A 20,547-nucleotide genomic window follows, 5' to 3' on the forward strand; every position below is an offset into this window, starting at 1 on the left:
ATTTACAGCAGTAGCGCTGTTGGATACAAAAATAGGAGATGAGAACTTTTATTGTTAGCGGAATGATTTTGGGTTGTTGTTCAACAATTTTTGGGGAGAGCTGAGGCATGCGATTAAACCTCGAGGCGCTGCTGATTCTGGATGCGCTCGACCGTCACGGCACCTTCGCCGCTGCGGCGGCGCGGCTGTTTAAAACCGCGTCGGCGCTGAGCTATACGGTGCAGAAGATGGAAGCGGACATGAAGATCACGCTGCTCGATCGCTCGGGTCACCGCGCCACTTTTACCCCAACCGGACGGCTAATGCTGGAAAAAGGGCGCACGCTGCTGCGCGCCGTCAACGAGCTGGAGCAGCAGGCGCGCTACGTCGAGAGCGGCTGGGAGAGCAATCTGACCATCAGCGTCGACGCCTCAGTGCCGTTTTCCCTGCTGTCGCCGCTGATTGACGCGTTCTATCAGCAGCATCCCCATACGCAACTGCAGTTTCGTCAGGACGTGCTGGCGGGCTGCTGGGAGGCGCTGAGCTACGGCGAGGCGGATCTGGTGTTCGGCGCGGTGCAGGAGCCCGCGACGCGCAAAGATATCGGCTGCGTGGCGCTGGGCTGGCTCGACTATGTTTTTGCCGTCGCACCAGACCATCCGCTGGCGCAGATGCCGGAGCCGCTGCTGCGCGAGCAGATACGCCAGTATCGCGCGGTGACGGTGCACGACTCCTCGCGCCACGGCGCCGGCGTCGATCTGCGCGTGCTGGATGAACAGAAGACGCTGAGCGTGCACGACTTTCATGCCAAGCTGCAGGCGCAGCTGGCGGGCCTGGGTTGCGGCTATCTGCCGAGCTACCTCGCCGCGCCGCACTTGGCGGACGGCACGCTGGTGGCGCGCCGGCTCGACAGCGAAACGCGGCGCGATATGGCTTATATGGCATGGAATGAGCGCGCCAGCGGCAATGCGGCGCGCTGGTGGCGCGAAAGGCTGCAAACCCTGGAGGGGCTGCGCGACATCTACGCCGCGCCCTGAGCGCAAAGCGCGTCTGAGGCTAGAGCGAGATAAAATGGTGCGCTTTCGGCGCGCCTTCGTCCTGATGGAACGCCAGCACCGCCGCCTGCAGCGCCGCGTCCGCTTTTGATACGCGCTGATGCTGACGCAGATGCTCCTGCCAGGATTCCACTAAAAACCACTCCTGAATCCACGCCGCGTCCTCCGTATGCGACATTACGCCCCAGGCGTAAGCGCCATCGCGGCGACGCGCCAGCGCCAGCTTATTGATGGCCGCCAGGAAGGCGGGGCGATCCTCTTCCGCCACGCGGTAGTGGATCTGCACCATCACCGGGCCGCGATGCGCGTCGATGCTTTGCGCCACCGCCGGTTCCTGCCAGTGCAGCGCGGGCTGCAGATCCGCCTCGCCCTGCGGCAGCGTTTTGCGACGCAGCAGCAGCGCGCTCAGCATCAGCGCTGCCGCCGCTACCACCAGCGTCGCGACGACGCCCGCCTGCTGCGCCACCAGGCCCCACAGCAGGCTGCCGCCCGCCAGCGCGCCGTTAAACACCATCAGATAGACCGCCAGCCCGCGGCCGCGCACCCAGTCCGGCAGCACCGCCTGGGCGACGCCGTTCAGCGTGGTCAGCGCCACAATCCAGCCGCTGCCCAGTACCAGCATCAGCACCAGCGCCAGCCACTGCGGCGGCGTCAGCGCTAAGCCGAGCATCACCAGCCCGTTGATGGCGGCGGCGAGCAGCAGCAGCGCATCGGCGCTCATACTGGCGCGCAGACGCGGCAGCAATAGCGCGCCGGCAATCGCGCCGATGCCCACCGCGCCGAGCATCATGCCGTAAAATCCCGCCGTGCCCTGTAGCAGCTGGCGCGCCACCAGCGGCAGCAGCGCCCAGAGCGCGCTGGCGAAGATAAAGAACATCGCGGCGCGAAACAGCACGCGGTGCAGCTCGCGACTCGCTTTGACGTATCGCAATCCGGCGCGAAAGGCGCCGAAGAAGTGCTCGTTCAGCGCATCCTGCGCTTTCGCCGGGCGTTGCCAGCACAGCAGGGCGGCGATAACGATAAAGTAGCTGGCGACATCTGCGCCGTAGGCCGCCATCGCGCCAAGGCTCGCCAGCAGCAGCCCGCCAGTCGCTGGACCGATGGCGCGCGCGATATTAATGCCGAGCGAATTAAGCGCGACCGCGTTTTTCATCTCCTGGCGCGGCACCAGTTCCGGCACGATCGCCTGCCAGGCTGGCCCAAACAGCGCCGCGCCGATGCCGCCGACGAAGGTCAGCCCAATCAGCCACTCCGCCGTGAGCCAGTTGTTGTGGGAGAGGATCAGCAGCGCGCCGCTGACGCTGGCCATCAGTATCTGAATCGCAATCAGCAGGCGGCGACGGTCAAAAATATCGGACAGCACGCCCGCCGGCAGCGCCAGCAAAAACACCGGCAGCGTGGCGGCGGTCTGCATCAGCGCCACCGCGGCGGGATTATCTGACAGGCCGGTAATCAGCCAGGAGCTGGCGACGTCGCGGATAAAACTGCCGGTATTACCCAGCACCGAAGCGCTCCATATCAGGGCGAACATGGCGTAGCGAAAAGGGGAGAAAGCGCCGCCCGCAGGCGTAGGGATCATATTCTGGCTCATCTTCTGTCTCCGGCCGCGCGGGGTGGCGCAGCGTGATTAAGTGGCGATAGCTGGAACATTACGGGGGCTCTGCCAGGCTTGATAGCGGAATATCTGCGGCAACTTGCCCAGGATTTTTGCACAACCTCAGTCGCTAAAATTGTTTAACGACTTATTAAAATTTCTGCTTTAGGTTTTATGGTACGTCCAGGTTAGCTTGATTAGCGAGACACAACCTCACTGATAACGGAGACCCGAAATGAGCACCTTCACGACGAAAGATGGCGTAAGCATTTACTTCAAAGACTACGGCAAAGGGCAGCCCGTTCTGTTCAGCCACGGCTGGCCGCTCGATGCTGATATGTGGGAGAGCCAGCTGGTTCACCTGGCCGAAAATGGCTACCGTGCGATTGCTTTCGACCGTCGTGGTTTTGGTCGTTCCGATCAGCCGTGGGAAGGTTACGACTACGATACCTTTGCCGAGGATATTCACGGTCTGATTGAACATCTGGGGCTGAGCGACGTGACGCTGGTGGGCTTCTCTATGGGCGGCGGCGACGTGACGCGCTATATCGGCCGTTACGGCACGGAGAAAGTGAAAAGCCTGGTGCTGCTCGGCGCGGTCACGCCGATCTTCGGTCAGACCGCCGATCACCCCGAAGGGCCGGAAAAAGCGGTGTTCGACGGTATTATCGCCGGGCTGCGGAAAGATCGCGCGCAGTTTATCAAAGAGTTCGCCACGCCTTTCTATGGGCTTAACGCGGGGCAGACCGTCTCCGACGGCGTGCTGACGCAGACGTTGAATATCGCGCTGCTGGCGTCGCTGAAAGGCACTCTCGACTGCGTTACCGCCTTCTCGCAAACCGATTTCCGCGGCGACGTGGCGAAAGTAGACGTGCCGACGCTGATTATTCACGGCAGCAACGACCAGATCGTGCCGTTTGAAGCGACCGGCAAGCTGGCGCACGAGCTGATCGCCGGATCGGAGCTCAAGGTTTACGACAACGGCCCGCACGGTTTCGCCGCAACGCATCAGGATCAGCTTAATCAGGACCTGCTGGCGTTTCTACAGCAGCATTAATCACACTTTCTGTAAATCTGACGCTAAACGCCCGTACGGGCGTTTTTTATTTACGCTTCGCTTAACGCGCGTGCGCTAAATAAAGTTCAGGAAACCGCAACTTCAATAAGCTAAAGGTCAGATTGTTTATTGATCGTTTTTAATTCTCTAACAGAGGCTACGGCTTTTTATACCGCTTCGCTTTATTACCCTTTTACGCCTCACCTGTTGAGTGAGGAATTATCTTATTTTTATACGAAAAATGATCATTTTATGATCAATCGTCTCGCTTAAATAAGCTCAGCTCCTCTCTTTCACGCTTCGCTTAACTAATGCCATTTCTCCAGAGCGAAAGTTAAATAGCGCTGCTTTTCGCCTTTATAAAGCTGAATAACCGAAAGGAAACGAGGATTTTTTCACGCTAATAACGGGGAAACACGATTTCATCAAGAAACAGTTGGCACGTTGATTTGTTTGTTGTTGCCGACAACTTTTTGTTATTCGCTGGCAAGCAGTACTTGATCCATTATTTTTAAAAGCTACATTTAACCCTGCGCCATCGACGCTGATGAAGCGTAGGCTGTGATATTTTTATTATTAATCCTTAAGAGGAACACAGTATGTCTCAATATCGTGGTGGAGCCGGGAACTTTGCGGTAGATCGTGAGCGTGCAGCAGAAGCAGGTAGAAAAGGCGGCCAGAAGAGCGGCGGCAATTTCAAAAATAACCCTGAGCGCGCAATCGAAGCCGGTCGGAAAGGAGGTAAGATTAGCCGTCGTGGCTGAAATATCAGTAAGTTAGATGTGATAGCTGTCAGCATCTGACCGCGGGTGACTCATCTTTTTTCTCTTTTAGTTCTCCTTGTGAAACACATTTGACAAGAGCATATTCCTGCCTTTCTTTGAGAATCAGGATCGCCATAATTAAACCGGACTCGGTCTTTTCCCTGTCCGGTTTTTTATTGTTTTTTTGTCAAGCTGGCGCAGCAGTAAAGTTAACTTTCACACTGATATGGCGCTGCGCGACTGATAACGTTTATTCAAAAACCGCTTTAATTTATACAAGTTCCTGCAGCTTGTACAATTATGCGTGAGAGAGTGACGTTTAACTGCTGCAGCAGGAGAGAAAGTAAATTTAGCTAACTCCTTGCTGTAGATAGAAAAATGTATTCTGTATGCCACTTTTGCTTAATAGCGCTTTCATTTTTTATAAAATTGTGGCGAGGAAACCGACGCATTTTATCGCGATAAAATGAAGGCCGCGGCTCTTATGGAAACTCTCGCCTTCACGCAGAAAAAAAGATTCAGCCGCAGCGGATAACGGCCAGCCTGTCCAGCGCGAGGTCGCAGACTGTTTGATTAGGTTTTGCCTGAGAGAGAGGCCCATTAACATCAGCTCGATGTCAGCGACTGAGAGTAGGGTAATGGCGTTAACCGCCATATTTTAAATATCTCTGGTGTAGTGCGAAAAGCGATCTGGATAAAACGCAAGAAAGCAAACTAAATAAAATTTGCGTCTCAATCCAGATATATCAAGCTTTTTATCGAAAGTATGTACTTACTATCTGTTATGGATGGCAGGCTAAGGGTGCTGGCTCGACTGAGCCAGCGAAAAGATCAGGGCGCTGCGGGCTGCCAGACGTCTGGCGCCTGCGCATCAATGCGCGTTGGCAGCAGCTTCGCATTGTAGAAGGCATCGGCGATGATCTGCTGCTCCGCCAGATCGCTTTTTTTCACCGGCTCAACCTGGTAACTGCGCTGGGCATTTGCCTTCTCAATCGTCGCAGCAGGCAGTTTGCCCCACAGCGGCGAAAGCTGTGCCGCCGCCTGGGCAGGATTCGCTTTCAGCCAGGCGGCTTCCTGTTTAAGCGCCTGATAAACGCTGTTCAGTACCTGCGGATGCGCGCTGGCGTAGGGCGTTGACGCAAGATAGTAGCGCTGATAGTTCGCCAGCCCGTTGCCGCTGGCGAGCACGCGTGCGTGCTGTTCTACCTGAGCGCTGGTGACGTAGGGCTCCCAGGTAACCCAGGCAGCAACGCTGCCGTTCTCCAGCGCCGCGCGTCCGTCAGCGGGCGTCAGCCAGGCGGGCGAAACCTCGCTGACGCTCAGCCCTGCTTTCTTAAGGGCGGCAATCAGCAGATAGTGGCTGCCCGCCGCTTTGGTCACGGCGATCTTTTTCCCCTTTAAATCCTGTAGCCTGTTTATTGGCGAATCGGCAGGCACCAGAATCGCCTGCGCTGCCGGCGATGCTGTTTCACGCGCATAGTAGGTGAGGTTCGCGCCCGCCGCCTGGGCGAACAGCGGCACGGTGTCGGCAACGTCGGCGGAAAGATCGACGTTGTTGAGATTGAGCGCCTCCAGCAGCGGCAGTCCGCTGGAGAATTCATGCCAGCTTACTTTAATACCCTGCGCCGCCAGAGCTTTGTCGAGATCGCCGCGCTGCTTGATCAGCGTCAGCAGGGTAGAGGATTTCTGATACCCGATACGAAGGGTTTCATCTGCGTGCGTAGAGAATGAGAAAAGGGCGGTGAGCAACAGCGCACCGCCCAGTAAGGGACGAAAAGGTTTCATGGGCGTTCCTGTGAGAGAGGGATCATCAGACTGATGATAAAAGCGCGTCAGGGACGCGCTAAACGCCTTTTTCGCATAAGCTTTGCGCCAGCGCGGAAATACGCTAATCGGCCATCAGATGGCCATACATCGTCATCAGACGACGCGTGACGCCGTTGGTCCAGCCAAAGCCATCCTGCAGCGGATATTCGCCGCCGCCGCCGGGACGGGCGCGATCGCCGCTGATGTCATATTTCTCTACCAGCTTATGGTGCAGCTGATAGAAGTTGTTCACCGTGGTAAGCCAGTTGACGGCAATCTCTGTCGCCAGCGTCTCTTCGCCATACTGGTTGAGCCCGATGACTGCCATCCACTGCAGCGGTGCCCAGCCGTTGGGTTTGTCCCACTGCTCGCCGCTTTCGACCATTGAAGCGACCAGTCCGCCACTGGTCAGCAGCAGCTGACGCAGCGCGATAGCCTGCAGGTGCGCCTGTTTCGGCGTTGCCAGGCCAACAAACAGCGGCACTACAGCGGCAGCAGTAAAGGCGCCGAAGCGCTCGCGGCGCCAGTCGTAGTCGCGGTAGACGCCTGCCGTGCTGTCCCACAGGTAGCGGTTAATTGCGCGTTTGCGCGTTTCCGCTTTCTTCTGCCATGCCAGCGCGGTTAGCTCTTCGCCTTTCGCATGGGAAAGCGTGGCGATCATCAGCTCCAGCTTGTAGAGAAACGCGTTCAGATCGATCGGGATGAACTGCGTGGTGCGAATGCTGGCCAGACGTTTAGGATCGCGCAGCCAGCGGGAGGAGTAGTCCCAGCCGGATGCCGCGCCCGCGCGCAGATCGCGATAGACTTCATTCGCCGGTCGGCTGGAGTGGCGCGCCGTCTCGACATCTTCGATCCAGGACTCATCACGCGGCGTATCGCGGTCGTCCCAGTAGCGGTTCAGCAGCGAGCCGTCAGCCATACGCACCACGTGGCGATAAGCCTGACGCGGCATCAGCGAGCCGGCCCCATCCATCCAGAACTGATACTCTTTCATCAGCTGGTCGAGATAACGCTTCGCGCCGCGCACGCCATCTTCTTCAAACAGCTCGACCATCAGCGCGAAGACCGGCGGCTGTGAACGGCTCAGGTAGTAGGTGCGGTTGCCGTTGGGAATATGGCCGTAGTTATCGATCAGCCATGCGAAATTGTCCGCCATATGGCGCAGCAAATCGTCGCGTCCGCTCTCCGCCAGGCCGAGCATGGTGAAGTAGGAGTCCCAGTAGTAGGTCTCGCCAAAGCGGCCGCCTGGCACCACGTAAGGTTTCGGCAGCGGCAGCAGCGACGAGTGCGGCAAATGCTGCTGCGGCATTTTGGTTAGCACCGGCCATAGCGCGTCGATATGCTCGTTCAGGGTTTTATCTGGATTCGAAACATAAAAACTTTCGTTTATCGCCGGCAAATAAAAATGGTCCGCCACAAAACGCGCCAGATCGAAATCACGGCTGCGTTTCTGACGACGATAGCGCATTAACACATCCAGCGGATCGTATTTAGGCGAGCAGTCCGGAAAGGTTTTGCTGTCTTCGAAGATGCGCGACATCTGCACATGCTCGAACAGCTCCATGTAGCGATCGGCAGGCGTGAGCGCGTCAGGCGCCGGTAGGCCTTCAATCAGCTCCGGTTCCGGCTCCGAATCCTGCATACGATTAAGCTTGAGCTCGTGGGGATCGTATTGATACTCAACTTCCGCCCCTTTGCGAACCTCATCGAATGCGTTGAGTTGCTGGCGATAAGTATTAATAGCGGCCTCCTTGAGTCTGAGGGTTGCATAAAAGAAAAATTATAGACTTATGGCGGCCCCAAACAACAATGCAGAATATCTATGAACGTAATAAAAATTGTCTATCAATGGGTTATTTAGCGGAATTGCTCTGCTTATCAAGCAAATAACGCGCTGCGCTTAAAACATCTATTTAGGAGTAATCTTTCAGGAACAGAAATAAATCGCGCAGAGTTGAAAAAAAGCGGCAAAAATTGACAAAAACCGACGTTGCCGCTGCGCTGTGGATTGAGCAATTTGTGGCATTTTTGCACAGTTAGCGATGGTGCTCTTCTGCCAGCCGCATACAGGGATGCGGCGTGGCTTGTCGCGCTTTAAAAGTGATGCTGTTTTACTCGCTGACGCGGTAGCGTTCCAGCCAGTGTGCATACGGCGCAGGCAGTACCCATGATGGCTGCGGCTTGTCGAGCGCCAGCGCCGCCTGATAAGGCCAGTGCGGATTCTTCAGGTGCGCGCGGCCGACCATCACCAGATCAAGCTGGCCTTTCTCGACGGTAGCGTTGGCGATCTGCGGCGCATCAATGCCCCATGCTGAGGCAACGGCGATATCCGCCTCGCGGCGAATCCGCTCGGCAATCGGCGCCAGAAAAGCAGGCGTGCCCCACGGAATAGTGGCGTCCGGCGTGGAAAAGCCGACGCTAACGCTCAGCAGGTCCAGACCGTTAGCGCGCCAGTAGCGCGTCAGGTCGATCGCTTCCGCCAGCGTCTCTTCGTCGCGGCCGTCATACTCCAGCACGCCAAAGCGCGCGGTTAGCGGCAGATTTTCCGGCCAGACTGCACGCACTGCGTCGAAGGTTTCGCGCAGGAAGCGGCTGCGGCCCGCGGCGTCGCCGCCGTACTCATCGGTGCGCTGGTTGGCGTGCACCGAGAAAAAGCTCTGCGCCAGATAGCCGTGAGCGAAGTGCAGTTCCAGCCACTCATAGCCCGCGTCGCGCGCGCGGATGGCCGCCTGCACGAAGTCGTTGCGCACGCGCGCAATATCGTCGAGCGTCATGGCGCGCGGCACCTGCGGCAGGTTATGGCCGAAGGCAACGGCGGAAGGGGAGAGGGTCTCCCAGCCGCGTCCGTCGTCAGCTGCGATATGGTCATCGCCTTCCCAGGGTTTGTTGGCACTCGCTTTACGACCGGCATGACCAATCTGAATGCCCGGCACGGCCCCCGCCGCTTTGATCGCCTGGGCGACCTGCGCCAGCCCTTCGGCCTGCGCATCATTCCATAAGCCCAGACAGCCCGGAGTGATGCGGCCTTCTGGCGAAACGGCGGTCGCTTCGACAATCACCAGGCTCGCGCCACCGCGCGCCAGCGCCGCGTAGTGCACGCGGTGCCAGTCGTTGACCTGGCCCTGCTCGGCGCTGTACTGGCACATAGGCGGCACCGCAATGCGGTTGCGCAGCGTCACCTCTTTCAGACGAAATTCAGAAAACAGAGACATAGCACCCTCTTGATTGTGTGAGATTTCAGCCGCTGATTTTCCCGTCAGCGCACGTCGCCAAAGCGTCACAGGCGACGTTGGAGAGGGGAAACATCAGGGCCGATTCGCCATGCAATGTATCCTGAGACCTTTAACGCAGCCTACGCTCCCTGTGCTGCGTCAGAGGCGCGACGCGGACGGATTCAGGCGTCTGATCCGCGGCGCGCTTCCGTTTCCGCCTTATTTTGCCAGCGCCGCCTTAATGACCTCCTGATAAGGCGTGGTGGCGCGGCCAATCAGCTTGCTCAGGCTGCGTGAGTCGTCGAACAGGCCGCCCTGCGACGCGCCCTTGTCGGAATCCGCCAGCATCTCCGCCAGGCCGTCCGGCAGGCCAGCGCCTTTCAGCGCAGCGGCAAATTCGGCGGGAGAGAGGTTAACGTATTCCACCTGCTCGCCGGACTGGCGCGCAATCTCTGCGGCGAATTCCGCCAGCGTATAGCTGTCGTCGCCCGCTAGCTCATAGATTTTGCCCGCCTGATCGTCGCGGCTGATCACCTCTGCCGCCGCTTCGGCGTAATCCTGGCGCGCCGCCGAGGCGATGCGTCCTTCGCCAGCCGATCCGATAAAGGCGTGATGCGTCAGCGCCGGCGCGATGCTGGCCGCGTAGTTCTCGGTGTACCAGCCGTTGCGCAGCAGCGCGAACGGGATGCCGGAGGCCTGCAGCAGCGCTTCGGTGGCGCGATGTTCGTCGCCGAGGCCCAGCGGCGAGCTGTCGGCGTGCAGCAGGCTGGTGTAGGCGATAAATTTTACGCTGGCTGATTTAGCCGCGTTAATCACCGCTTTATGCTGCGCTTCGCGCTGACCTACTTCGCTGCCAGAGATCAGCAGCAGCTTATCCACGCCGGAAAAAGCGGACATCAGGGTATCCGGCTGGCTGTAGTCCGCCTTACGCACCGTCACGCCTTTCGCCGCCAGGTCTGCGGCTTTTTCCGGCGAACGCACGGCGGCGACGATCTGCTCTGCCGGCACTTTTTTCAGCAGGGCTTCAATCACCAGACGGCCTAGCTGGCCAGTTGCGCCTGTCACTGCAATCATTTTCTCTCTCCTTTGCGTTTGTCGTTGTCGAACGCAAGAGTAGGATATAAGCTAACTTTTCGTAAGTACTTACAGCTTTGTTAGTTTAGAGAAACAAGATTAAATGTCTGAAAAAATAAGTGAAAAATTTAGCCGCGGCGAACTGCTTAACGTCAACTGCCCGTCGCGCGATGTGCTTAAGCGCGTTACCAGCCGCTGGAGCGTACTGATTTTTCTCGCGCTGCGTAATGACAGGCTGCGCTTTAGCGAACTGCGCCGCGCGGTCGGCGGCGTCAGCGAGCGCATGCTGGCGCAGACGCTGCGCCATATGGAAGAGGACGGCTTCGTCGAGCGCATCGCCTATAACGTCGTGCCGCCACATGTAGAATATCGCCTGACGCCGCTCGGCCGCGAGCTGGAAGGGCAGGTGGTTGGCCTGGCGGACTGGCTGGAGCTCAACGTGGACCGGATTCTGGCGCAGCGGAAAAAAGCCTGACGGCGTTGCCGCCTGGCAGCGCGACGGCAGGCAAAGAGGCACGGGCAATATTCGTCCTGAATAAAAAACGGCGCTGATGCCTTTATTCCCGCTGCGCAACCTCTGATTGTTATTAACAACTTTATTTCATGCTTGCGCGGCGACTTAATTAAACGTGGCGGAAATGGCAATAATGGCCAGGGGCAATAAATCAGGTTTTTTAAACGTAACGCCTTAAAAAGAATTCTTAATCACCTAAATGCTTAATTTACTGTCATTAAGCGTCACAACGAACCGCAAAATTGACCGCTTTTCAGCTGTGGGTATAGATAAAATAACATGCTCAAACAGGGCGTTGCGTCAGGAAAGCGTCGCTACGCCGCCTGGATTCCCCTCCGCCGTAATCATGCAACAATAAATAACAAAGATGTCACATTGACGCCTGTCAATTAACCTAAAGTAGGGCATTAAAATAGGTGATTGCGGACAAAAACAATGACCAAAATCAAAAAACGCTGTTATAGTTTTTGCATCCCAGACTGTTTCTGTTTGTCAGGCGCAAGTTCTTATAAATTTGCGTCAGCAAGTGGCTTAAGCGCAGCGTAAATATTAACGCTGTGCTTTAGTTGTTAACTATAAGTAAATATATGGTGTTATATGTGGCAACGAGGTAAGCAATGTTCGGATTAGATGCGTTTCACCTGGCCAGGATACAGTTCGCATTTACTGTCTCCTTTCACATCCTTTTTCCCGCCATTACCATCGGTCTCGCCAGCTTTCTGGCCGTGCTCGAAGGGATGTGGCTGAAAAGCCGTAACGAAACCTATCGCGATCTCTATCACTTCTGGTCCAAAGTCTTTGCCGTTAACTTTGGTATGGGCGTGGTCTCGGGCCTGGTGATGGCCTATCAGTTCGGTACCAACTGGAGCGGCTTTTCGCAGTTCGCGGGCAGCATCACCGGTCCGTTGCTCACCTATGAAGTCCTGACCGCCTTCTTCCTTGAAGCGGGCTTCCTCGGCGTGATGCTGTTCGGCTGGAACCGCGTCGGTCCGGGTCTGCACTTTTTCGCGACCTGTATGGTGGCACTCGGCACCCTGATCTCCACCTTCTGGATCCTCGCCTCCAACAGCTGGATGCATACGCCGCAGGGCTACCTGATCCAGAACGGCATCGTGGTGCCGGAGGACTGGCTGAAAATCATCTTCAACCCCTCGTTCCCCTATCGCCTGTTCCATATGTCAGTGGCGGCGTTCCTCGCCAGCGCCTTCTTTGTCGGCGCATCCGGCGCATGGCATCTGCTGCGCGGCAACGACAATCCGGCCATCCGCAAGATGTTTTCGATGGCGCTGTGGATGGCGCTGATCGTCGCGCCGATTCAGGCGATGATCGGCGATGCGCACGGCCTGAATACCCTTGAGCATCAGCCAGCCAAGATCGCGGCGATTGAAGGCCACTGGGAAAACCCGCCGGGCGAAGCGACGCCGCTAATCCTGTTCGGTATCCCGGATATGGATGAAGAGCGCACCAAATACGCGGTGGAAATCCCTTATCTTGGCAGTTTGATTCTGACGCACAGCCTGGATAAGCAGGTGCCGGCGCTGAAGACCTTCCCGAAAGAGGATCGTCCTAACTCGCTGATCATCTTCTGGTCTTTCCGCGTCATGGTGGCGATGGGGCTGCTGATGATTACGCTCGGCGTGGTCAGCCTGTGGCTGCGCTATAAAGGCCGTCTCTATCAGTCGCGTCCGTTCCTGTGGTTTGCTTTGCTGATGGGGCCGTCTGGCCTGATCGCGCTGCTGGCGGGCTGGTTCACCACGGAAATCGGCCGTCAGCCGTGGGTGGTGTACGGCGTGCAGCGCACTATCGACGCGGTTTCCGGTCATGGCGATCTGCATATGAGCATCAGCCTGCTGGCCTTTATCGTGGTCTACTCTGCGGTGTTTGGCGTAGGTTATGTCTATATGGTGCGCCTGATTAAGAAAGGCCCGCTGACCGGCGAAGGTAAGGATGTGCGTCACGGCGGTCCAGGCCACGGCAAGACGCCGGCTCGTCCGCTCTCTGCGGCCCATGAAAGTCTGAACGATCCGCAGGAGGAAAAATAACATGATCGATTTTTCCATTATCTGGTTTGCGATTATTGTTTTCGCCACCCTGATGTATATCGTCATGGACGGTTTCGATCTCGGTATCGGCCTGCTGTTCCCTTTCAATAAGGACGCGGTTGAGCGCGACATGATGGTGAACACCGTCGCGCCGGTCTGGGACGGCAACGAAACTTGGCTGGTGCTGGGCGGCGCGGGCCTGTATGGCGCCTTTCCGCTGGCCTATTCGGTGATTGCCGATGCGCTCTCTATTCCGCTGACGGCGATGCTGATCGGCCTGATCTTCCGCGGCGTTGCCTTCGAGTTCCGCTTTAAGGCAACCGAGACGCACCGCGCATTCTGGGACAAGTCGTTCGTTGCCGGTTCTGTGCTTGCGACCTTTAGCCAGGGCGTGGCGGTCGGCGCAATGCTCGACGGCATTCAGGTGTCGGGGCGTCATTTCAGCGGCTCGGCGATGGACTGGCTGGCGCCGTTCCCGCTGTTCTGCGGCGTGGGTCTGGTTATCGCCTATGCGCTGCTGGGCTGTACCTGGCTGATTATGAAAACCGAGAACGAGCTGCATCGCAAGATGTCCGCGCTGGCAACGCCGCTGGTGATTGCGCTGCTGGTGGTTGTCGGCATTATCAGTCTCTGGACGCCGTTCAGCCATGATGCCATCGCGCAGCGCTGGTTTACCCGTCCAAATCTTTACTGGTTCCTGCCAGTTCCGGCGCTGGTGCTGCTCTGCTCGTGGGGCATTGTGCGCGCCATCAAGCGCGAGGCGCACTATTCGCCGTTCCTGCTGACGCTGGCGCTAATCTTCCTCGGCTTCTCTGGCCTGGGCATCAGCGTGTGGCCGAATATTATTCCGCCTTCGGTGACTATCTGGCAGGCGGCGTCGCCGGCGATTAGCCAGGCCTTTATGCTGGTGGGCAGCTTGTTAATTATCCCGATGATCCTGGGCTACACCTTCTGGAGCTACTACGTGTTCCGCGGGAAAATCAAAGCAGACGAAGGATACCATTGATATGCGAACCGAGGTCGGCAGCGTGAAAAACCACAAGGAACCCAAAGCCCCGTTGTGGAAACGCATTCTGTGGCTGGTGGTGATCTATGGAGCAAGCGTGCTGGCGCTCGGCGTCGTGGCCATGCTGTTCCGGATGATGATGACAGCGGCAGGGATGCGCAGCCACTAGTGGTTTCTGGTTGATGATGAAGGCTGGCTCTGCCAGCCTTTTTTTATGCTGGTGTAGGTGCTGGTACAGACGCGGATGGCCTAAGAGCCGTCATCCGCAGCGAAAAGGTTCAGCAGGCGCACCTGTGGCTGAAACGCGGATGGCATGGGCAGAGGAGCAAAGCGTCCCGCGACAGGGATGTCGCGGGCCGAGCGCGCAGGGATGCCTTGAGCGACTTTGCGATCGGCCCATGCCATCCGCGTCTGCACCAGCACCGCACCTTCATCAAAATAAGAAGGCCAGCTTCACCAGCCTGTTCTCCTCCGTTATCTGGCTAAGCATTAAATGCCTTTTCTCCGCGCTTTGCTTACGCTCCCTTTACCCTTCCTTACATGCGTAGGTCGTTTTTGTTATGATTATGTGACTAATCTCGCAATACTTTCTACGATCCGCACCGAAATGCTCAGCCTGAACGTTAAAAAACAGTACATCAACGATCTGGTGAACTGGATTGAGGCCAATCTGACCGACGATCTCAACATCGACCTGATTACCCTGAAATCTGGCTACTCCAAATGGCACATGCAGCGCATGTTCAAAGAGATGACCGGCCAGACGCTGGCGGCCTACACGCGAAAGCGTCGTCTTACCATGTCTGCTATGGCGCTGCGCCTGACCCGCATGCCGCTGATCGACATCGCGGTGCGTTTCGGCTTTGATAACCAGCAGAACTTCACCCGCGTCTTTAAAAGCCACTTCTCGCTTACGCCGGGCGCCTTCCGACGCGTGCCTGAGTTGCAGCTGCAAAGCTTCCACGGGCCTATCTCCGTCTATGGCGAAATGCTGCAGGCGCAGCTGGTGGAGCGCGATGAGCTACAGCTGCGCGGCGAACTAATCGAGTGGGAGTGCAAATTCGGCGACTACGTGCGCGACCATGCGCAAACCGTCGCGCAGCAGGCGCGCCACTTTGTGCAACTGGCCGCGCCACACGTCGAGCGCGGCTGGCTCGGCTTTCAGTACGGCCCGGGCAGCTCGGCGGCGGAGCAGCAGCATATCAGCCTGTTCCAGGCGCTGGAGAGCCAGCACGCCGACATTCTGGGGTCGCAAACAGTCAACTGGACCTCAGCACGTGGCCTCTACGCCACCTTTCCCTGGCAGGGCGCGCCTGAGCAGCTGACGCGCTTTATCGCCGATCTCTACTACGTGCATCTGCCCGCGCTGGGCGTCGCGCGCCGCCAGGGCAAAGATCTGCTGCGGCTCGACATGAAAGCCTCGACGCCGGATGCGCTGGTGGGGCTCTTCTCAATACCGGTCGCGCGCAGCTGAGAACGGCTTTTCGTGCGGTGAAATGTGATAAACCGCACGATTTTATAAAATAGATGCGCTTTCTGGCGTAAAATTCCTGCCTTAACCCGACAGCCATGCGGATATCGTGCATTTGGCCTGCCGGACTGAATATTCATCTGCCTTTCAGGTTCTTTCCGAACCAGACAGTTAAAACGACGACAATCATGAAACTCTCTACGCTGTTCCTTGTTACGGCGCTTGCTGCGTTGCCGCTCTTCGCCAGCGCCCAGATGGCTGAACCCTTTACGCCGCCTGCTGGCCTGCACCCGCATGCCCAGCCGAGCCAGCACGAAATCCTGGGCGACAATGCGCTGCCGCAGCAGCCGCAAAAGCCGTTCAGCTCCGACGCGTTAAACGACAACGTCTAATCGCCACGCGCGCCCATCTGGCGCGCGCCTTTGTTTTACTCCTTCTTTTACCACTGTGCAGGCCGCTGCCCGCGCAGGCTTTCGGCTGCGCGAAAACAGCACAATCGAGCCTTGCGCGTAAGATATATCATGAGTACTCTGAGCGTCTTAAATGAGAATCATTTCTAAAATATCTCACCTACTGACCTTTGCAGCCAAAGGCGCTGGCCAGCTGCGTAACAGGAGAACTTATGCATTCCGACAACCGAGCCTCCCGCAGCCGCGCGCCGCAGCGCGTGCGCAACGAGCTACGTTTTCGTCGTATTAGCGTTGTCAGCAAAACGCTCATCGCCGGTGAATTCTGGCGCGTGGAGTTTCACGGCAGCGATCTGGCGGGCTTCGCTTCACCTGGTTTTGACGACCATATCAAACTCTTTTTCCCGCAGGAGAGCGGCGCGGAGTTGCCGCTGCCGCAGGTGACCGACGAAGGCGTGGTCTGGGCGGACGGCGCTCGTCCGCCAGCGCGCGACTACACGCCGCTCGCCTTTGACGGCGAATCATCGCTGACCATCGATTTTTATATCCATGAAGGCGGCGTCGCCAGCGGCTGGGCGCAGCAGGCGCAAGTGGGCGATCGATTAATCATCGGCGGTCCGCGCGGCTCGCTGGTGGTGCCGACCGACTACGCGTTTCAGCTCTATGTCTGCGACGAAACCAGCCTGCCTGCCTTTAAGCGCCGCGTGGCGGCTGCCGAGGCGCAGGAGCTGCATCTGTTCGCCTGCGTGGATGAGACCACCGGCCGCGACTACCTGCCGGACCTCGCTGGCGTGAACGTGCGCTGGCTCGGCAGCGGCGCCGCGCAGGCGGGTAAGCTTGAGGCGCTCATCGCCGAGCTGGATACCATTACGCTGCCGCAGGAGGATTACTTTATCTGGCTGACCGGCGAAGGCGCGTTCGCGAAAGCGCTTGGCGACTACTTTGTCGAGCGTCGCGGCCTGGATGCCGCCTTCGTGCGCGCTGTCGCTTACTGGCACGCCAGATAGGCCGCCACCGCCGCCCGTGTTGAATTTTGCCAGGCGGCGGACTACTATCATCCTCCCGTAAAAAACTCCCTTCAGGCAGGCAATGAAACAGGATCTGGCTATCTCGTGTCACCAGGATTCCGCGCCGCGCGCTGAATGCGGCGGCCGTCGCAAACGTCGTGAGAAGATGCTGGATGCCAGCGATATCCGCCTGTTAATGCTGCACTTCCTCGCGCAAAACGACGCGCACGGCTATGAGCTGATCAAATCGATCGAAGAGCTTTCCAGAGGGGAATATTCCCCCAGTCCAGGCATAATCTACCCCAACCTGACGCTGCTGGAAGAGATGGACGCTATCCGCGTGGTGGATGCGCAGGCGTCGCGCAAGGCCTATACGCTGAATGTGGCAGGGCGCGCGCGGCTGGCTGAACAGCAGGCGCATATCGCGCACCTTATCGAGCGTCTCTCATCGCTGGCGGTGCTGGTGAACAACCGTAGCCTTCCTGACGTCGATCGGGCAATTCATCGCATCCGCACCACGCTCAATAGCCGCCTGTCGCAGCAGGACATTTCGGCGGAAACGCTGGAAAAGGTGGTCGAGGCGCTGAATGCGGCGGCGGATAAAATCGCCGCCAGCTAACGCCGCTGCCTCAGGGCTTCTTCTTGTCTACATGACCCAGCGAACGCTCCGGGAAGCAGAGATCGCGCACGCGCTGCTTCAGCGCCGCCGCATCGGGAAAACCGCCGTCGCGCTTACGCTCCCAGAGCGTCTCGTTATCAAGGGTAATAACAAAAATGCCGCCGGTGCCCGGCTTGAGCGTCACCGCCGACAGGTCGTCCGCGAAGGTTTGCAGCAGCTCCTGCGCCATCCAGGCGGAGCGCAGTAGCCAGTTACACTGCGTGCAGTAGTGAATAGTGACGGACGGTTTCTCAGTCATAGGGTTTCCGTAGCGAAAAAAGAGAAGAGCGCACGGCGCAGCTTGGCAATTCGTGCGGTGTAAGATACATCTTACTCTAAAGCTAGTTGATAATGATTACCACTTACATTACATTTCTGGCGAAATTATTCCTATAAAAATGACGTTTCTCTTTACGGTTTTATGTGCGAAGCCGGAATTTAGCTACTGACAGCAAGTAAGTGAGCAAATACTAACAATCAAAAGGTATTTGCGCTTATGTCTTTAATGTTTCAGGGATTGACCCAACAGCGGCTGTGTAAAATTGCGCTGCTCGCCTCATCTGTTCACGCCGCCTGCGGCTACGCCGCCAGCGATTCGCCTCTCATTGACACCGCCAGCAGCGATGCGGTGATGACCGTCACCGCGCCGAAACCCAAAGCGGGCAACAAAACCACCCTGACCGCAGCCGATCTGCAAAAGCGCGGCGCGAACGACTTCGGTTCCATCATGCGCTACGAGCCGCTGATCGCCGCTACCGGCTCGGCGGGCGGCTCCTCCTCGGGCAAAAGCGGCTTCGATCGCGCAGGCTACAGCGGCTACAACATTCGCGGACTGGAGAGCAACCGCGTCGGACTTGACGTTGACGGCATTCCGTTGCCGGACGCCACCGGCCGCGCCTATGCCAGCCGTGCTGGCAACAATACCTTTGGTATCGGTCGCGGCGACTACATCGATCCCTATATGTTCGGCAGCATCGAGATTGAGAAGGGCGCGACCGCGGTCGATCAGCCCAACGCCTCGATTGGCGGCAACGTCTCGTTTCACAACAAAAGCGCCGACGACTACCTGAGCGGCAGCAAAAACACGTACTTCGGCTATCAGAGCAACTACAACTCCGCCGACCGCAGCTGGCACAACGGCATCACGGCGGCAGCGGGCGACGATGAGCTGCGCGGGCTGTTCGTCTACAGCCGCCGCGACGGGCAGGAGACGCAAAACAACAGCGGCGTGAAAGAGGCCTATCCGGCTAACTGGCACTCCGACGCCTTTATGACCTCCGGCATCTGGCAGCCGAACGACCAGCACAAGCTGAGCGCCACCTTCGACTACTACCACAAAACCAATCACACCCACTATGATGGCTGGGATACCTCCGGCAACACCGTCTGGGGCACCTCGCAGCAGCAGAGCGACACGCGCCGCTTCGGCGTCAGCCTGGCGGATGAGTGGACGCCCTATAACGACCTGCTCGATACGCTGACCACGCACCTCTACTGGCAGAAAACCGAGTCGCACGACAATACGTTTATGCCGGGCAGCGCCAGCGCGTATCAAAGGGTCTATTCGGATTACAACACCCGCAGCCTGGGCTTCGACACGCGCGCCAGCAAAATCGTCGGCCGCCATGAGCTAAGCGCCGGCGTCAACGCCCGCACGGAAAACAGCGAGCGTCCGTTCCGCCAGTCGCCCGCGCCGAGCCAGACCAGCGTGATTATGCAGCCGCAGGCCGACAGCCGCAGCTACACCCTCGCGGGTTACCTGCAGGATAAAATCAATTTCGACGCCGAGGGTCATAACGTCGCGGTTATTCCCGGCGTGCGCGTGATGTATCAGAACACCAAACCGCGCAACCTCGTCGATCTCGCCGCGGGCAGCAGCGTGCTGACCGACGCGCAGCTGGAAACGCTCTACGGATCCGGCAACAGCGACACCGAAGTGCTGCCATCGCTCACCCTGCAGTACGATCTCACCCCTGCGCTTATCACTTATTTGCAGTACAAGCGCGGCGTACAGTTCCCGACCGCCAGCCAGCTTTATGGCTCCTGGAACCTTGGATCCAGTTACGCCGGGCGCGCCCAGTACGCGCTGGTCGGCAATGCGGATCTCGACACGGAAACCAGCAACAACTTCGAGTGGGGCCTGAAAGGCCAGGCGGTGGAAGGCGTGACGGTAAACGCCTCGCTGTTCTACAACCAGTATAAAAACTTTATCGCCTACACGCGCTACACCCGCGCCGGTAATCCCGATAAGTTCGTCAACGTGCCGGGCAACATCTATACCACCTATCAGGCGGAGAACCGCGATAAGGCCTATATCTACGGCGCTGAGCTGGCGACCCGCATCAACTTCGGCAGCTGGTTCCAGCCGGTCGACGGGCTGAGCGCCACCTTCGCGCTGGGCTATAACGAAGGGAAATCGAAGTCGAGCTACTCAGGCGACAAATATGTCGATCTCGACAGCGTCGCGCCGCTGAAGGCGATTGTCGGACTGGCGTGGGACGACGTGCAGCGCGGCTATGGCGCGGCCGTGACCGCGACCTTCGTGAAAGGCAAGCGCGCCACCGAGACCGGCCGTGAAAGCTACAGCAACAGCGGCGCGGCGCTCGCTGACGCCGCCGGCGAGTATATGCGCGTGCCGGGTTATGGCATGGTGGATGCAACGGCCTACTGGCAGGTGGCGAAAAACGTCCGGCTGAGCGGCGGCGTCTATAACCTGACCGACCGCAAATACTGGGATTACACCAGCAGCCGCGAGCTGACCAGCGACACGGCGCAGGATCGCAACGACGTGGCGCTGGCGGTGATGCCGGGCCGGACGTACCAGCTGGGCGTCAACGTCGATTTCTAATCACTGGAACGCCCTGCGCAGGCGCAGGGCGCATCTCTTAGGGGAGCAAGGCG

18 protein-coding genes are annotated in these 20,547 nt (G+C 58.1%); 12 read left to right on the plus strand and 6 right to left on the minus strand.

Translation table 11 applies throughout. The features are described 5' to 3' along the window. Positions 1-107 precede the first annotated feature (107 nt). Complete coding sequence (locus tag ACR6A7_RS12985; protein WP_434125270.1) at positions 108-1,016, plus strand: LysR substrate-binding domain-containing protein; 909 nt, start codon at positions 108-110, stop codon at positions 1,014-1,016. A 19-nt stretch (positions 1,017-1,035) separates the two neighbouring features. On the opposite strand, the gene ACR6A7_RS12990 is transcribed toward ACR6A7_RS12985, so the two are convergent. Beyond that, on the minus strand, positions 1,036-2,625 hold the full coding sequence (locus ACR6A7_RS12990; protein WP_434125272.1) for an MFS transporter: 1,590 nt from the start codon (positions 2,623-2,625) through the stop codon (positions 1,036-1,038). A 238-nt stretch (positions 2,626-2,863) separates the two neighbouring features. Here ACR6A7_RS12990 and ACR6A7_RS12995 point away from each other — a divergent pair, with 238 nt between their 5' ends. After that, a complete protein-coding gene (locus ACR6A7_RS12995; RefSeq protein ID WP_434125273.1) occupies positions 2,864-3,685 on the plus strand; it encodes an alpha/beta fold hydrolase in 822 nt (273 codons plus the stop codon). Positions 3,686-4,284: 599 nt separating this feature from the next. Next, positions 4,285-4,449, plus strand: a complete 165-nt coding sequence (locus ACR6A7_RS13000) for a con-10 family general stress protein (RefSeq protein ID WP_311783835.1) — start codon at positions 4,285-4,287, stop codon at positions 4,447-4,449. A gap of 831 nt (positions 4,450-5,280) precedes the next feature. Here ACR6A7_RS13000 and ACR6A7_RS13005 read toward each other — a convergent pair. The 4 genes from ACR6A7_RS13005 to ACR6A7_RS13020 form a co-directional block, all read right to left on the minus strand. After that, positions 5,281-6,234, minus strand: a complete 954-nt coding sequence (locus ACR6A7_RS13005) for an aliphatic sulfonate ABC transporter substrate-binding protein (protein WP_434125275.1) — start codon at positions 6,232-6,234, stop codon at positions 5,281-5,283. Between the two features lie 103 nt (positions 6,235-6,337). Further along, positions 6,338-7,996, minus strand: a complete 1,659-nt coding sequence (locus tag ACR6A7_RS13010; protein ID WP_434125303.1) for an alpha,alpha-trehalase — start codon at positions 7,994-7,996, stop codon at positions 6,338-6,340. Positions 7,997-8,366: 370 nt separating this feature from the next. Then, a complete protein-coding gene (locus ACR6A7_RS13015) occupies positions 8,367-9,467 on the minus strand; it encodes an NADH:flavin oxidoreductase/NADH oxidase (RefSeq protein ID WP_434125276.1) in 1,101 nt (366 codons plus the stop codon). 219 nt (positions 9,468-9,686) lie between these two features. After that, positions 9,687-10,541, minus strand: a complete 855-nt coding sequence (locus ACR6A7_RS13020; protein WP_434125277.1) for an SDR family oxidoreductase — start codon at positions 10,539-10,541, stop codon at positions 9,687-9,689. A 103-nt stretch (positions 10,542-10,644) separates the two neighbouring features. On the opposite strand from ACR6A7_RS13020, the gene ACR6A7_RS13025 reads away from it, so the two are divergent. The 8 genes from ACR6A7_RS13025 (at position 10,645) to ACR6A7_RS13060 (ending at position 17,607) form a co-directional block, all read left to right on the plus strand. After that, positions 10,645-11,016 carry a winged helix-turn-helix transcriptional regulator gene (locus tag ACR6A7_RS13025; protein ID WP_434125278.1) on the plus strand — a complete coding sequence of 124 codons (372 nt, stop codon included), beginning with the start codon at positions 10,645-10,647 and terminating at the stop codon, positions 11,014-11,016. A gap of 656 nt (positions 11,017-11,672) precedes the next feature. Then, complete coding sequence (locus tag ACR6A7_RS13030; RefSeq protein ID WP_434125280.1) at positions 11,673-13,097, plus strand: cytochrome ubiquinol oxidase subunit I; 1,425 nt, start codon at positions 11,673-11,675, stop codon at positions 13,095-13,097. Position 13,098: 1 nt separating this feature from the next. After that, positions 13,099-14,103, plus strand: coding sequence for a cytochrome d ubiquinol oxidase subunit II (cydB, locus tag ACR6A7_RS13035; protein WP_434125281.1), 1,005 nt, complete (start codon positions 13,099-13,101; stop codon positions 14,101-14,103). A 1-nt stretch (position 14,104) separates the two neighbouring features. Continuing rightward, complete coding sequence (locus tag ACR6A7_RS13040) at positions 14,105-14,272, plus strand: DUF2474 domain-containing protein (protein ID WP_434125282.1); 168 nt, start codon at positions 14,105-14,107, stop codon at positions 14,270-14,272. 438 nt (positions 14,273-14,710) lie between these two features. After that, positions 14,711-15,577 carry a helix-turn-helix domain-containing protein gene (locus ACR6A7_RS13045; protein ID WP_434125305.1) on the plus strand — a complete coding sequence of 289 codons (867 nt, stop codon included), beginning with the start codon at positions 14,711-14,713 and terminating at the stop codon, positions 15,575-15,577. Between the two features lie 185 nt (positions 15,578-15,762). Further along, on the plus strand, positions 15,763-15,966 hold the full coding sequence (locus ACR6A7_RS13050; protein WP_434125283.1) for a hypothetical protein: 204 nt from the start codon (positions 15,763-15,765) through the stop codon (positions 15,964-15,966). A 230-nt stretch (positions 15,967-16,196) separates the two neighbouring features. Beyond that, positions 16,197-16,988, plus strand: coding sequence for a siderophore-interacting protein (locus tag ACR6A7_RS13055; protein ID WP_434125284.1), 792 nt, complete (start codon positions 16,197-16,199; stop codon positions 16,986-16,988). 82 nt (positions 16,989-17,070) lie between these two features. Continuing rightward, positions 17,071-17,607 carry a PadR family transcriptional regulator gene (locus ACR6A7_RS13060; protein ID WP_434125286.1) on the plus strand — a complete coding sequence of 179 codons (537 nt, stop codon included), beginning with the start codon at positions 17,071-17,073 and terminating at the stop codon, positions 17,605-17,607. A 10-nt stretch (positions 17,608-17,617) separates the two neighbouring features. Here the strand turns inward: ACR6A7_RS13060 and ACR6A7_RS13065 are convergent, their stop codons facing one another. Beyond that, a complete protein-coding gene (locus ACR6A7_RS13065; protein ID WP_033752326.1) occupies positions 17,618-17,905 on the minus strand; it encodes an Rdx family protein in 288 nt (95 codons plus the stop codon). A 237-nt stretch (positions 17,906-18,142) separates the two neighbouring features. Here ACR6A7_RS13065 and ACR6A7_RS13070 point away from each other — a divergent pair, with 237 nt between their 5' ends. Next, positions 18,143-20,494, plus strand: a complete 2,352-nt coding sequence (locus tag ACR6A7_RS13070) for a TonB-dependent receptor domain-containing protein (RefSeq protein ID WP_434125288.1) — start codon at positions 18,143-18,145, stop codon at positions 20,492-20,494. The last annotated feature ends 53 nt before the right edge of the window (positions 20,495-20,547 follow it).

Origin of the sequence: Pantoea phyllosphaerae, assembly GCF_051025595.1 — a bacterium.
Taxonomy (GTDB): Bacteria; Pseudomonadota; Gammaproteobacteria; order Enterobacterales; family Enterobacteriaceae; genus Pantoea.

What these genes read in the sequence shown, in the direction of transcription:
- ACR6A7_RS12985 (WP_434125270.1), top strand. Translation starts at nt 108, where the DNA reads ATGCGATTAAACCTCGAGGCGCTGCTGATTCTGGATGCGCTCGACCGT.
- ACR6A7_RS12990 (WP_434125272.1), bottom strand. Translation starts at nt 2,625, where the DNA reads ATGAGCCAGAATATGATCCCTACGCCTGCGGGCGGCGCTTTCTCCCCT.
- ACR6A7_RS12995 (WP_434125273.1), top strand. Translation starts at nt 2,864, where the DNA reads ATGAGCACCTTCACGACGAAAGATGGCGTAAGCATTTACTTCAAAGAC.
- ACR6A7_RS13000 (WP_311783835.1), top strand. Translation starts at nt 4,285, where the DNA reads ATGTCTCAATATCGTGGTGGAGCCGGGAACTTTGCGGTAGATCGTGAG.
- ACR6A7_RS13005 (WP_434125275.1), bottom strand. Translation starts at nt 6,234, where the DNA reads ATGAAACCTTTTCGTCCCTTACTGGGCGGTGCGCTGTTGCTCACCGCC.
- ACR6A7_RS13015 (WP_434125276.1), bottom strand. Translation starts at nt 9,467, where the DNA reads ATGTCTCTGTTTTCTGAATTTCGTCTGAAAGAGGTGACGCTGCGCAAC.
- ACR6A7_RS13020 (WP_434125277.1), bottom strand. Translation starts at nt 10,541, where the DNA reads ATGATTGCAGTGACAGGCGCAACTGGCCAGCTAGGCCGTCTGGTGATT.
- ACR6A7_RS13025 (WP_434125278.1), top strand. Translation starts at nt 10,645, where the DNA reads ATGTCTGAAAAAATAAGTGAAAAATTTAGCCGCGGCGAACTGCTTAAC.
- ACR6A7_RS13030 (WP_434125280.1), top strand. Translation starts at nt 11,673, where the DNA reads ATGTTCGGATTAGATGCGTTTCACCTGGCCAGGATACAGTTCGCATTT.
- cydB (WP_434125281.1), top strand. Translation starts at nt 13,099, where the DNA reads ATGATCGATTTTTCCATTATCTGGTTTGCGATTATTGTTTTCGCCACC.
- ACR6A7_RS13040 (WP_434125282.1), top strand. Translation starts at nt 14,105, where the DNA reads ATGCGAACCGAGGTCGGCAGCGTGAAAAACCACAAGGAACCCAAAGCC.
- ACR6A7_RS13045 (WP_434125305.1), top strand. Translation starts at nt 14,711, where the DNA reads ATGCTCAGCCTGAACGTTAAAAAACAGTACATCAACGATCTGGTGAAC.
- ACR6A7_RS13050 (WP_434125283.1), top strand. Translation starts at nt 15,763, where the DNA reads ATGAAACTCTCTACGCTGTTCCTTGTTACGGCGCTTGCTGCGTTGCCG.
- ACR6A7_RS13055 (WP_434125284.1), top strand. Translation starts at nt 16,197, where the DNA reads ATGCATTCCGACAACCGAGCCTCCCGCAGCCGCGCGCCGCAGCGCGTG.
- ACR6A7_RS13060 (WP_434125286.1), top strand. Translation starts at nt 17,071, where the DNA reads ATGAAACAGGATCTGGCTATCTCGTGTCACCAGGATTCCGCGCCGCGC.
- ACR6A7_RS13065 (WP_033752326.1), bottom strand. Translation starts at nt 17,905, where the DNA reads ATGACTGAGAAACCGTCCGTCACTATTCACTACTGCACGCAGTGTAAC.
- ACR6A7_RS13070 (WP_434125288.1), top strand. Translation starts at nt 18,143, where the DNA reads ATGTCTTTAATGTTTCAGGGATTGACCCAACAGCGGCTGTGTAAAATT.